The sequence below is a fragment of the Gilliamella sp. Gris1-4 genome (genome assembly GCF_001690335.1).
GTDB classification, from domain to species: Bacteria; Pseudomonadota; Gammaproteobacteria; order Enterobacterales; family Orbaceae; genus Gilliamella; species Gilliamella apicola_P.
In genome coordinates this window covers 1-12,833 of sequence record NZ_LZHA01000007.1, presented here as the reverse complement: position 1 = coordinate 12,833, position 12,833 = coordinate 1, and the positions used below count along the sequence as shown (strand labels likewise).

General features: G+C 33.0%; 14 protein-coding genes. 7 read left to right on the top strand and 7 right to left on the bottom strand.

Going from position 1 to position 12,833, the window contains the following annotated elements:
* The first annotated feature begins 79 nt into the window (after positions 1–79).
* Together lspA and ispH are read left to right on the top strand one after the other, a co-directional pair.
* On the top strand, positions 80–565 hold the full coding sequence (gene lspA, locus A9G31_RS00575; protein ID WP_218056329.1) for a signal peptidase II: 486 nt from the start codon (positions 80–82) through the stop codon (positions 563–565).
* 1 nt (position 566) lies between these two features.
* On the top strand, positions 567–1,514 hold the full coding sequence (ispH, locus tag A9G31_RS00570; protein ID WP_065559960.1) for a 4-hydroxy-3-methylbut-2-enyl diphosphate reductase: 948 nt from the start codon (positions 567–569) through the stop codon (positions 1,512–1,514).
* 1 nt (position 1,515) lies between these two features.
* Here the strand turns inward: ispH and A9G31_RS00565 are convergent, their stop codons facing one another.
* Complete coding sequence (locus tag A9G31_RS00565) at positions 1,516–1,806, bottom strand: YfhL family 4Fe-4S dicluster ferredoxin (RefSeq protein ID WP_255306917.1); 291 nt, start codon at positions 1,804–1,806, stop codon at positions 1,516–1,518.
* Between the two features lie 226 nt (positions 1,807–2,032).
* Between A9G31_RS00565 and A9G31_RS00560 the strand changes: the two genes are divergently transcribed.
* Both A9G31_RS00560 and A9G31_RS00555 read left to right on the top strand, forming a co-directional pair.
* On the top strand, positions 2,033–3,226 hold the full coding sequence (locus A9G31_RS00560) for an efflux RND transporter periplasmic adaptor subunit (RefSeq protein ID WP_065559959.1): 1,194 nt from the start codon (positions 2,033–2,035) through the stop codon (positions 3,224–3,226).
* The gene (locus A9G31_RS00555) at positions 3,198–5,195 is read left to right on the top strand and encodes a MacB family efflux pump subunit (protein ID WP_255306916.1); all 1,998 of its coding nucleotides are present in this window, start codon (positions 3,198–3,200) and stop codon (positions 5,193–5,195) included. The genes A9G31_RS00560 and A9G31_RS00555 overlap by 29 nt, the downstream gene beginning before the upstream one ends.
* A gap of 105 nt (positions 5,196–5,300) precedes the next feature.
* On the opposite strand, the gene A9G31_RS00550 is transcribed toward A9G31_RS00555, so the two are convergent.
* A complete protein-coding gene (locus tag A9G31_RS00550; RefSeq protein WP_065559958.1) occupies positions 5,301–6,014 on the bottom strand; it encodes a DsbA family protein in 714 nt (237 codons plus the stop codon).
* Between the two features lie 14 nt (positions 6,015–6,028).
* Entirely contained in the window at positions 6,029–6,298 is a 270-nt protein-coding gene (locus A9G31_RS00545) for a YihD family protein (RefSeq protein WP_065559957.1), read from the bottom strand.
* A gap of 145 nt (positions 6,299–6,443) precedes the next feature.
* On the opposite strand from A9G31_RS00545, the gene mobA reads away from it, so the two are divergent.
* The 3 genes from mobA (at position 6,444) to A9G31_RS00530 (ending at position 8,071) form a co-directional block, all read left to right on the top strand.
* Positions 6,444–7,031 carry a molybdenum cofactor guanylyltransferase MobA gene (gene mobA, locus A9G31_RS00540; protein ID WP_065559956.1) on the top strand — a complete coding sequence of 196 codons (588 nt, stop codon included), beginning with the start codon at positions 6,444–6,446 and terminating at the stop codon, positions 7,029–7,031.
* Positions 7,032–7,394: 363 nt separating this feature from the next.
* Complete coding sequence (locus tag A9G31_RS00535; RefSeq protein ID WP_065559955.1) at positions 7,395–7,754, top strand: IS3 family transposase; 360 nt, start codon at positions 7,395–7,397, stop codon at positions 7,752–7,754.
* Positions 7,751–8,071 carry an IS3 family transposase gene (locus A9G31_RS00530; protein WP_065559954.1) on the top strand — a complete coding sequence of 107 codons (321 nt, stop codon included), beginning with the start codon at positions 7,751–7,753 and terminating at the stop codon, positions 8,069–8,071. Before A9G31_RS00535 ends, A9G31_RS00530 begins: the two co-directional genes overlap by 4 nt.
* A gap of 211 nt (positions 8,072–8,282) precedes the next feature.
* Here the strand turns inward: A9G31_RS00530 and A9G31_RS00525 are convergent, their stop codons facing one another.
* The 4 genes from A9G31_RS00525 to A9G31_RS00510 all read right to left on the bottom strand — a co-directional run.
* Entirely contained in the window at positions 8,283–9,782 is a 1,500-nt protein-coding gene (locus A9G31_RS00525) for a hypothetical protein (protein ID WP_218056328.1), read from the bottom strand.
* Complete coding sequence (locus A9G31_RS00520; RefSeq protein WP_065559953.1) at positions 9,782–11,476, bottom strand: hypothetical protein; 1,695 nt, start codon at positions 11,474–11,476, stop codon at positions 9,782–9,784. The genes A9G31_RS00525 and A9G31_RS00520 overlap by 1 nt, the downstream gene beginning before the upstream one ends.
* Before the next feature lie 129 nt (positions 11,477–11,605).
* Positions 11,606–12,052, bottom strand: coding sequence for a hypothetical protein (locus tag A9G31_RS00515; RefSeq protein ID WP_141671322.1), 447 nt, complete (start codon positions 12,050–12,052; stop codon positions 11,606–11,608).
* A gap of 572 nt (positions 12,053–12,624) precedes the next feature.
* On the bottom strand, positions 12,625–12,833 hold a 209-nt coding region (locus A9G31_RS00510), incomplete at its 5' end, for a transposase (protein WP_141671320.1).

Below are 12,833 nucleotides of genomic sequence, written 5' to 3'. Positions count from 1 at the left end.
GTAAATTAAATGGGGCTATGCCAATCCCTTAAGCAATCTAGTACCCTTTCCGCCGACGATTGTCGGCGGAAACATAATAATGAGCACAAACTATATGAAAAAAGATAATGGACTTTATTGGTTATTATTTGCAATCATTGTTTTTATCATTGATATCGCAAGTAAATTTTGGATTTTGAATAATTTCTCGTTATTTGAATCAGTGAATCTTTTGCCATTCTTCTCTATCACTTATGTACGCAATATTGGCGCTGCCTTTAGCATTTTTGAAGGGCAACGTATGATGCTTGCTGCTATCGCTTTAATTATCAGTGCCGTGATAGTACATATGTTATACCGCAACACTCGCCAACAAAAATTAGAGAACTTGTCGTTATCAATGATTTTAGGCGGTGCATTAGGTAATTTATTTGATCGTCTTTATCATGGTTTTGTGATTGACTTTTTAGATGTCAATTTTGGTGACTGGCACTATCCAACTTTTAATATTGCTGACTGTGCAATCTGCGTTGGTATTGGACTATTTATTTTCAGTAATTATAAAAAACCAAAGAAGACTGTATAGTATGCAAATTATTTTGGCCAATCCTCGCGGTTTTTGCGCTGGTGTTGATCGTGCTATCACAATTGTTGAACGCGCACTAGAATTGTTTGGCGCACCAGTTTATGTCCGTCACGAAGTAGTACACAATCGCTATGTCGTTAATCGCCTAAAAGAATTAGGGGCAATTTTCATTGAAGATATTAGCGAAGTACCCGATAACTCAATTCTTATCTTTTCAGCGCATGGAGTGTCTAAAGCTATCCGTGAGGAAGCCAAACAACGTAAACTCCGTGTTTTTGATGCCACTTGCCCACTTGTAACCAAAGTACATATGGAAGTGGCTAGATCGAGTTATCGTGGTGAGGAGGTTATTTTAATCGGCCATGCTGGGCATATTGAAGTAGATGGTACAATGGGACAATATAGCAATCCCGAAGGTGGTATTTATTTAATCGAATCAATTGATGATGTAAAAAAGCTACAGGTAAAAAACGAAAATAATCTTTGCTTTACCACTCAAACAACGTTATCCGTTGATGATACGGCTCAAATTATAGATGCTTTAAAAAAACGTTTTCCTAATATTCGCAGCCCACGCAAAAATGATATCTGCTATGCCACAACCAATCGCCAGCAAGCAGTGAAACAATTATCATCACGCGCAGACATTGTTTTAGTCGTAGGTTCTAAAAATTCGTCTAATTCAAATCGCCTAGCCGAGCTAGCAAGGCGAAACAGCAAACAAGCTTATTTAATTGATTTTGCATCTGACATCCCAAAAGAGTGGTTAATAAACACACATACGATCGGCGTAACAGCAGGAGCTTCTGCGCCTGAGATTTTAGTACAGCAGGTGATTGATCATTTAAAAAACTTAGGTTGTACATCGCTTATTGAGACAGATGGCATTTTAGAAAATATCACTTTTGAAATTCCAAAAGAACTTCGAATTGATATTAAATTAAACTGATTTAAGAAGACTTAAGCCCCTCAAATTTTACTAATAACTCTTCTTTTGTTTCAATATGTTCAGGATCCGCAATAATGGCATTTTGAATAGGGCAGACTCGCTGACAAGTCGAATGATCATAATAACCGACACATTCTGTACATTTATTGGGATCAATTTCATAAGTATCAAACCCCATTGAGATTGCCTCATTTGGGCACTCAGGCTCACACATGTCACAATTAATACATTTATTGGTTATTTTTAACGCCATTGTTCTTCTAACTTTACCAATTACAAAAATTTGTGCCATTATAGCGTAATCACCAATAAATCCGAATAAAGATCGCGTTATCGCTTATTGAATACTTCAATTTTTGTAAAAAAATTCAGGAAATTATGTTGTTTTAGCCTAAAATAGAGAATTTGTACTAGATAATTTTCATAATTATTACAATTTATTAAGAATGATTATCAATACCATTTTATTTAATAAGATAAAATATAAAAAATTCAAATAAATTAAAGGATGAAAAGGATTGTTAAAGTCGATTAAAATTAAATATATCGTTATAGCTACTATCTTCTTTGCAATTATTTATATTGCATACTTAGCTATATCTGATTCAGAACCTAAAGTTGATTATATTACCTCACCAGTTACCAAAGGTAATATTGAAAAAACCGTACTAGCTGATGGAACAATTAGTGCTTTTAAACAAGTTAGTGTTGGTGCGCAGGTTTCTGGACAAATTAAAAAACTCTATGTTGAATTGGGCGATGAAGTTAAACAAGGCGATATGATTGCTGAGATTGACGATCTTAAACAAAGCAATGATTTAAAACAATCTGAAGCGTCACTTAATAGTTTAGAGGCACAACGTAAAGCAAAAAAAGCGAGGTTTGTTAACAATCAATTAACCTATGATCGCCAGTATAAACTCGTTCATAAAGGCGTTGGCGTTCAATCGGAGTTAGATGCTGCAAAAGCCGAACTCGATGCAATCAAAGCCGATATTGCAGCACTTGATGCTGATATTGTTAAAGCACAAATTGCAGTCGATACCGCCAAAGTTAATTTGGGATATACTAAAATTCGCTCTCCCATTGATGGAGTGATTGTTGCAATTCCAGTCAATGAAGGACAAACTGTTAACTCTGTTCAAAGTGCACCAACCATTGTTAAAGTAGCGCAACTTGATAAAATGACCATTGAAGCGCAAATTTCTGAAGCCGATGTGATCAATGTAAAAAAAGGAATGCCTGTTTACTTTACCATTTTAGGCCAACCTAATAGACGTTTTGATGGTTTAACGCTAAGGGCTATAGAGCCTGCACCAGACTCAATTAATACTGAAACAACCTCGTTAAGTTCATCATCAACAACAAAAAGCGCAATTTATTATAATGGATTATTTGATGTAGATAATCCCGACCATGTGTTAAGAATTTCAATGACAGCGCAAGTTTATATTGTCTTGTCTGAAGCAAAAGATGTACTAACCATTCCATCTCAAGCAATTCAAAAAAAATTGAGCAATAATAAAGCCATTATTTACCTGTTAGATAAACATAATGAGATCGAAGAACATGAAGTTACTTTGGGTATCGATAATAATGTCAATGTTGAGATAAAATCAGGGATTAAAGAGGGTGATATGGTTGTGGTCAGTGGCACTAATGGTGCTTCACTAGGTGGTAATAATGCAAGAGCCCCAAGGATTCGATTCTAATATGGTCAATAATATACCTCTTATTAAGCTTGAGAATATTGTTCGTGAATTTCCAGCAGGCGATTCAACCATACAGGTTCTTAAAAGCATAAATCTGACAATTAATGCAGGTGAAATGGTGGCGATTATTGGCTCATCAGGATCGGGTAAATCCACTTTGATGAATATTTTAGGCTGTTTAGATAAACCAACCTCAGGCACTTATTCTATTGGAGGACGCACAACAAGTGAATTGTCACCTGATGAGTTAGCTCAGTTACGCCGAGAGCATTTTGGTTTTATCTTTCAACGTTACCATTTATTAAATGCATTAACCGCACAAGGTAATGTAGAAATTCCTGCTATTTATGCTGGTGTTACCAATGAACAACGTCAAAAAAGAGCGAGCGAAATTTTAACACGTTTAGGGCTTGCCGAAAAAATCCACAATAAACCTAACCAGTTATCTGGAGGTCAACAACAGCGGGTCAGTATTGCCAGAGCTTTAATTAACGGTGGACAAATCATTTTAGCTGATGAACCAACGGGAGCACTCGACCGTAAAAGCGGTTTAGAAGTGATGGCTATATTACAAGAATTACATCAACAAGGTCACACTGTTATTATTGTTACCCACGATTCAAATATTGCCCAAAGTGCCCAAAGGATTGTTGAAATTAGTGACGGTAATATTATTTCTGATTCTATTAACCCTAATTATCAATCTAAACAAAATGATAATCGGCAAGTTAAGCAAATCGAAGCAACCAGAACCCAAGATAATCTACTGGCAAAATATTACCGTTTTCGCGATGCTTTTAAAATGGCTATGCTATCAATGCTTTCGCAGCGACTACGGACATTTTTAACCATGTTAGGCATAATTATTGGTATTGCCTCGGTAGTCTCTGTTGTTGCATTAGGACAAGGTACAAAGCAGAAAATTTTATCTAACATTAACTCATTAGGAACTAGCACGTTAGAAATCTATGCAGGATCGGGCTTTGGTGATCGTAATGCGGATAAAATTACTACATTACGCTCATCAGACGCAGATTTTTTGGCGCAACAAAACTTTGTCCACAGTACGACTCCTAACCTTGCAACCAGTGTTTATTTCCGAATTAATAATTTAGCAGTAACTGGAACAGTAAATGGTGTAGGGGAGCAATTTTTTGCGGTTCGTGGTTACACTATTTCTCAAGGAAAATCTTTTGATGAAGCAAGTATTATTGCCTCGGCACAAGATGCAGTGATTGATGACAATACTGTTAAACGGTTATTTGCAAATCAAAACCCAATTGGAAAAATTTTAATGGTTGGGCAGTTACCAGTAAGAATAATTGGTGTTGCAACTAAACAACAGCAAGGATTTGGTAGCAATGAAAGCCTGAATGTTTGGTTACCTTATACTACTGTAATTAACCGCATGGTAGGTCAAACATCGTTAAAAAGCATTACGGTACGTGTTAAAGATAATGTTAATTTATCTGTTGCCGAACAAGCTATTAATCGAATTATGTTACAACGACATGGTACAAAAGATTTTTTCATCTTTAATTCCGACAATATACGAGAAACAATCAACTCATCCGCTTGGGTAATGACGTTATTGGTTTCGGCTATTGCGCTGATTTCACTCGTTGTTGGCGGTATTGGTGTGATGAATATCATGTTAGTATCAGTCACAGAAAGAACTCGAGAAATTGGCGTACGAATGGCCGTTGGTGCTCGGTCAAGCGACATATTACAGCAATTTTTAATTGAAGCTGTATTAGTATGTTTAATTGGCGGAACAATAGGTATTGTACTCTCGTTTGCCATCGGGTTTATTTTTAATTCTGTTGTTACATCATTTGCAATGAATTTCTCGGCAATAGCTATTATAGCGGCATTTAGTTTTTCAAGCATAATTGGTATTATTTTTGGTTATTTCCCTGCTAGACGGGCAGCTAAACTCGATCCAATTTATGCTTTAGAACGAGAATAGCAATTTTACTATAATAAAAAATCCCATTGTACAAAATGGTACAATGGGACTTAAAACGTCAAACATAAATGATTAACTTATGTTGTTTCTAAACTTTTTAACCATTTATTTTTTATCAGAATGCGCTTTTTCTTCTATTTTTGCATGAGGATCTAACCCTGCTACAAATGCAGTAACTCTTGCATAATCATTAATAAATGCATCATCACTAGTTACATTAAGTTGATTTGATATGATAAAAAACTTACGATTAACAATAACCATAGGGATTGAATCTGGTTTCATCTCTTTAATCGCATCTGCTTGTTGTGCCATAAACGCATTAACCAAAAAGCTATCTTTAGTTTTATCGTACACTTCATTACTAACACCTAATTTTTCAAAAACAGCTTTAATGTCATCTGCTGTTTTTATTGTTTTATCTTTTTGAACAGCATTATAAAGTGCATCTGAAGCTTTATCTTCTATACCTAGTACATTAGCCACAGCCCATGCTTGCGCAAGATCTTTAGCTAATGGTCCAAAATCTTCTAAGTGGTAGCGTTTAAATTTGACTCCTTCTGGTAAAGCTTTACTAATCGTTTGGGAGCCTTGATTTTGAATTTCAAATCTAAAACAGCTTGGGCAATTAAACGAAAAGAACTCAATAACTTCTTTGTCTGGCGATGGATTAGTTGGTAGCGCAGCATATTGTTTACCTAATTCAATCGGCTCAAATACATTCGCTGACCTGTCAGCCTTAGTAATAGTTGGGCTTTCATTTGCAAAACAGTTTACAGAAAAAAGTAAAATACTAATTGCGATAAGTGTTTTTTTCATTTTAATGATTCTCCTTATTCTTTTATAATCCCACGAGCTTTTAACAATGCGGTTTTAAAATCTTCTTCATAATCTTTTTTTAGACCCGGAATAACATCATTCTTATCCGAACCTCGCATTTTTAAATGATAAATTAAAACTTCATCACTCAAATCTTTTAATTCACCTTCAAAACCAGCCTCTTTACCTAATTTAGCTAAAAATTGTAATAAATTAAGATCAGAATCGCCTTCCCATGCGGGTTGCAATAATTCCATTACTTCATCAATACGATGACATTTCATAATTGTTACCTTTAGTAAATCTTCAAACCTTTCGAAGATAATGATAATTAAGCAATCATAAAAAAATGATACGCTACGACTTGCAATAACTTTGCTATATAGTAATGTTATTTTGTTTTTTCGCAACGTAAAAGAGAAATAATTTATGGAAAAACCCTCTATTACTGCAATCATTCTAGCTGGAGGTAAAAGTACCCGCATGAATGGCAACGACAAAGGACTGTTATTATTACATCAAAAACCACTTTATCAACATGTCATTGATTGCATCAAACCTCATGTTGATGCAATCATGATTAATTGCAATCGTCACACTGAACAATATCAAAAAGCAGGTTATCCTATATTTAGTGATGACCTAGCAGGATTTTGTGGACCGTTATCGGGTATTTACAGTGGCTTATTACGTAGCAAAACCGATTGGAACTTATTTGTCAGTTGTGACACGCCTTTTTTGCCAGATGATTTAATAGACCGTTTAGCTGTTTATACGGCAAATAACAGCGCTATTTATCCACATGACGGACAATACCACCATCCAACCATCCTACTTATTCATAAAACCGTTACTCAACAACTAAAAATTTATTTAGAGCAAGGCGAACGCAAGCTGATGCTGTTTTTAGAACAAATCAGTGCTAAATCGGTTGATTTTAGTGATAAAGCAGTTTGTTTTAGTAATATCAATACGGTAGAGGTGCTTAATGCATTTAACCAAAAAGTGAATAAATAACATTTTATTTTTAAGTGATTTTGTTTTGCTGTTATTTTTTGTATTGTTTTGAGGTCCAAATCAGCTTTTTTTTATATAACTAAATCAAAAACTATTCGCATCACAGTCGGGAAGTTGCAACTTAAGATGCGTATGTCTCCGGTTTAGTGGTATCCCTTTACTTTCATTCTTTTTACTGTAACTATCCCCTAAAATAGTACAGCAAAAAAGTAGAAAATTCTCTATGATAAAAGAAAAGGGGATTTAATTATGAAAAAAATGACTGAACATCAAATCGTCGCTATTTTAAAAGAAGCTTAAGCAGATGTTTGCCGAACTGAGCATAAAATCCCAGCTTCAGGAAGAAATCATAAAAAAGCTTTAGTGCCCACAAAGGCACGTAAAACGTGGGCACAGCAACTACAACAAAATCATTCAGTTACTATTGCTATGAGTTGTGCCATTGTTGGCTTAAGCCGTTGTGCTTATTATTATCAACCTAAGTTACCGGATGATTCGGTGATTGTTTCGGTGTTGAATGCTATCACTGACCGGCATTTACGCTGGGGCTTTCCTAAATGTTTTAATCGTATCAGAAAGCTCGGCTATAAATGGAATCATAAACGGGTATATCGGGTGTATTGTGAATTAAAGCTTAATCTCAGGATAAAGCGTAAACAGCGCATTCCTCCACGAAACCCAGAAAGGCTATCAGCACCCAATAAACAAGGTGAATGTTTATGAGTGACAGTAGTCGTAATCAGCGTCGCTTTAGGACATTCAATGTCATCGATGACTTTAATCGTGAGGCGTTAGGGATTGATATTGCAGTAAGCTTACCAGCAGGAAGGATTACCCGTTACTTAGATAAACTGGCCGAATATCATGGATATCCATTAAAAATACGGGTCGATAATGGGCCAGAATTTACAGGAAAAACCTTTATAAACTGGGCTAAATTACATGATATAACCATTGATTATATCCAGCCTGGTAGCCCTTATCAAAATGGCTATATTGAACAATTTAATCGTACCTATCGCACTAAAGTACTCTTGTAACTATCCCCTAAAATAGTACAGCAAAAAAGTAGAAAATTCTCTATGATACAAGTAAAGAGGATTTAATGATGAAAAAAATGACTGAACATCAAATCGTCGCTATTTTAAAAGAAGCAGAGGCAGGTGTTCCTGTTAAAGAGATTTGTTATTAATATGGCATGTCCGCCTTCTCTAGCTGGCAAATACACAAAATGTAGGATAGGATCCAACATCAATATTTATAATTTAATAATAATTTAATTTCACTATTTAAATAGTCATCAACCAATTCTGAGTTAATGTGGCCTTGTTTGTAAATAGCATTCACTTCCTTTAATGCTATATAACTGAATCTTGTCCAAGCAATAAGATTCATTCGAGATAGCATTTGGATGATGTTTCCTCCAGAACGTAATGCTGCATCGGCTCCATCAATAAGGCAAAGAGCACCATGCCCAACAAGAAGCATTCTTCTTACTTCTGGACTACTGCCTTTTGGTAAAGATTCATTCCATGTTTTATTGTGATAATATTTTGATTTTATTGTATAAATTAAACGGATTAATAATTCATTTATGATAACAGGAACAGCCATGGTAATACCATGTCTGGCATCATATCCTTCCTCAAACACTTTTGTTGTTATGGTAGCAAATGTCTGTTTATGTTTTCCAAACTCTCCGAAATTCATTAATTGAAATAAATTAAAGAAAGGTATTGGAACACCAGAACCCCGTCGACCTTGACCTACTGTACCAGAGGAGCCTGTCCAATCTGACATGATATGCCCAAACCAATTTGCCATGCCACAGAATATTTTAGCAATAAAATTATGACCTTGAAGTTCAAAGTTTTCCGTCTTAATGGTAATTAGCTTACCAGTACTAATAAAACTAGCTGTATTTGTAAATTGATTCAAAATTGAAAAAAATAAACCAATAATATCTGGAGAATGAGCTAAACTTTTTAAATGGTGATTGTTTAAAGAAAGGTGATCTACTAAATTATCAGTAGAGTGAGATGTAGCCTGATCATAATTAACTTTAAATTTTTTTTCTAAAAAACCAATCGCACTAGCTGTAGTATTTCCACCCTTTTCTATAACTTTTTCTTTGTTCCATCCCATTAAACTTGCAAATTTTTCTGTTATTCTATTAGCTTGATCATCAACCATTTTTCCTAGAAAGCTAGAGCCAGGTACTCCTACAAACAAAATATCTATCAATCCAGATATGAGTCCACATGTACTAGCGATCATGTAGTCATATTTATCACATTTTGCATTTTTGTAGGTAAAATCATCTTTTATGCGCTGCTGTATTTCTTTTTTTTGCGACAAGCTTAATAGTTCATCAAATGGATCCTTACAATCTAAATCAATATTATGTTTTTCAGCATATTTGACACTTACTTTGTGTAATTCATCAAATGACATTTCTTTATTAAAATTAATATAATCAATGTGTTGCAATGTTTTGTTATGTAAAGTTCTATCTTCTTTACTAGATTGTAGCTCTCCCAATAACTCATCTAGAGTACTAGATGATCTAAGATGATTGCTATCGACTAACTGATTGACTTTATCTAGAAAATTATCAAATATTTCAATTTCAGAGTTTATTTCAATAAAAACATTCTCAATTTCATTTATTTTTAATTGTGTATTATCTATCTGGTGTTTTTGTACTAACAAAACATCTGTTGTGTGTTTTTTTTCTTTTGGTATATCCATTATTTGAACAAACCTTTTACAGATGATGTTATGGACGACAGTGTATCAAAATAACCTAAAGCTTGAAAAATCTGAGCCAGAGTTTCAAGTTCTTTAGCAGGAATATTATCCTTTAATTTTAAGATAGTTTTTCCTGTATTTTCATTGTCTTCTTCTTCAATATGTTTTTCTTCATAATAACTTAAGATTTGATTGTAAGCGCCTTTTTTACTTGGTTCTGAAGTTATGTTTTCCAACTTATTTGTGTCCAATATGTTAGGGCAGCTAATTTTAGATTTATTGATTACTATTTGTTCTTGTTTTCTGTTTAACTCTATTCCAGAATCACTATATAATTTTAATTCTGTGGAAATTATTTTTTGTAACTCACGTTGGCGTTCAAGAAGTTTTTCAATGGTCATTGATGCTTTATCTTCTAATGATTGTTGTTTCTTAATTACTTCATTGAGTTTTTCAGTTATTAAGTTTACATCTTCCATTAGTATAGTAATTGTATTTTGAGTCTGTTTAAGTACTTCGTTAAGCATAATTTCTCTGGTTTTGTATTTATCAATTTCATTAGCACCCGTGATATGTTTAATGCCTTTGTAACTTACAACACCAATTAATACAGCAACACCTATTCCTGTTGCCATACTAGAAAATCCTAATATACCACCTAATCCTAAGGAAGCTAATCCAGAAGTCATTCCTGCTGCTGACATGCCAATAACGGATCCTGATAAATAAATAGCTGCAATAGGAACTCCAACTGCTCCAGCTTTTGCTGATAATTCTTTTATGTTTTTGGCAATTATGGAGTCGGATGTGTCTTCATTTAAAATTGCATAGTCATTTTTTATTGCTTTTAAGATAAGTGATATTTCATCATCTGTTACTCCAAATGATTTTTTATGCTGCTCTACAAATTGACAGTTATTATCTTTTCCTGAGTTGATTGAATAATTGATGTTTAATAAATCTTTTACGAGAGATATTTTAATTGATTTATTGTGGCTGGGAACACAGTTAAGATCGATACCTGATAACAAATCATCAACAGGAATGATTGAATTTTCATTACTAATATATTCTCTAATCTGTGATCGCATTTCTTTTGTGAATTTAAGTCTAGTCATTAAAAGAATAATTTCAGAAAATTCTTTTGAGTCAACCTTACCATCATTACTTAGAGCCATATTTACAATGATTTTTAGGTAATTTATACGAATTTCTTCATTCATATCAGCTAATGCAATAAGCTGATCTTCATTTGAAAATGCTTCAAATTTTTCCTCTAACGAATTTAAAATTAACGCCAATTCTGAATAGTTACAATCTATTAGGTTTTGTAGTTTTATTAGGGTGTTATCATTTAATTCAATTTTTATAAACTCTTCTTTTTTTTCTTTTCCGTTATCATTGACTGTGATTTTTTCTATATGCTCGGCCGATACAATTTGGTTATAAAAAATAGTGACAGGATCGGTAAAAAGAGCTTTATAAACTAATTTTTCTCCAGTGAAAACAATTCCCTCTTTAGCGCTACCAAAAATAGTATTATCATATATGGCAATTACATAATTATATTCTTCTGTAATTTTACAGGCTTTAACGGCATTGTTTAATTTTTTTTCAGATATATTGGGAGATATAAAAATGTTTTTTCCTACTTTGGTTAAATTTTCTTTTAAATATGTATTAATATTTTCCATCTTTTATTCTCTATTTAAATTTATAACTTATTATTATCACTTACTTATCATCCAAAAGTGTATAGGCAGATATTATTGTCACAGATGATGATATTTTTTAATCATCTTGATAAAGTAGTCTCTATTTTTCTATGAATTGTTGCTTTTTAGCTTTATCTTTATGATATTTATATCGTCTTTATTAAAAGTTATATAAGCTTTATTATCAAATGCCATATATCGGTTTTTTGCTAAATCATATTGCAAAGACTCCATAAACATTTCTTTTGTATCCTCTTTGCAAATTAAATAAATATCTCCTAAGTGAAATCCAATACTTCCTTTTATGTCAATTAGGTCATTAAACTCGTATTCAATTTTCCATTCATTGCTCGCTAATTTCATAATGGTCATATCGTTCTTAACAAGAGAAAATTCATATACGGAATTTAAATTAACAATACCAAGAAATTCTAACGTTTTATAACTACTAAAAATAAATACCTTATTCAGCATAACAAATATAAGCAATAATGTGCCTATACTCACAAAAAAACTATTTCTTATAATGCCATTAAACAAATTATTTTTATCCAATGGTTTAATTTTTGAGTATTTTTTAAATAAAAGAAAAAAGGTATTAGAGAAATAACTGCAAAAACTAAAATAATTAATGATATTAATATAATACTTTAACAGGTTAATGCGCCTTTAACAAAATTAAATATTAGAATGATTCCTGTCGTGTGAAATATAAGAAATGATAAAAAAATAGACTGCAAAAACTTATTATTTCATTTTTTAATTTAACACTTCCATTTCTTTTGGTTATGACGTAAAAAAGCACGATGTTTAATAAAAATGTTATACCAATGCATATAAAAGAGCCAATTTCAGAGTTATCCATCTTTAAGAAGTAAATTTCGCATAAAAACAAAATGATGGGTAAAGCAGAAGCACAAATAGGCGTAAATATAATGAACCATTTATGGCTATATTCATTGTGTTGAAAATCAAATAAGTCCAAATAAATAACATTCGTCCAACCCGATAAATTCAATATAATTAAAAAACAAAAACAGATTAAAATGAATGGGAAAATAATCACAATTAGGTCAGTTTTGTTGTTTCTAACTAGGGGCTGTTGATCTTTGCTGTACATAAATTACTCAACAATACATTGGCAGCCACATTAACATAAATGCCAGTGATACCATACTGGCATAATTCCTTTCTAACTTATCGTATCTAGTTGATATTGAACGATATTGCTTGATTCTAGCAAAGGCATTCTCGACTAAATGACGATAGCGATAAAGGCAGCTATCCATACTGCTTTTATCTATATCCTTACCATAATTACGTTTAGCAATCACCG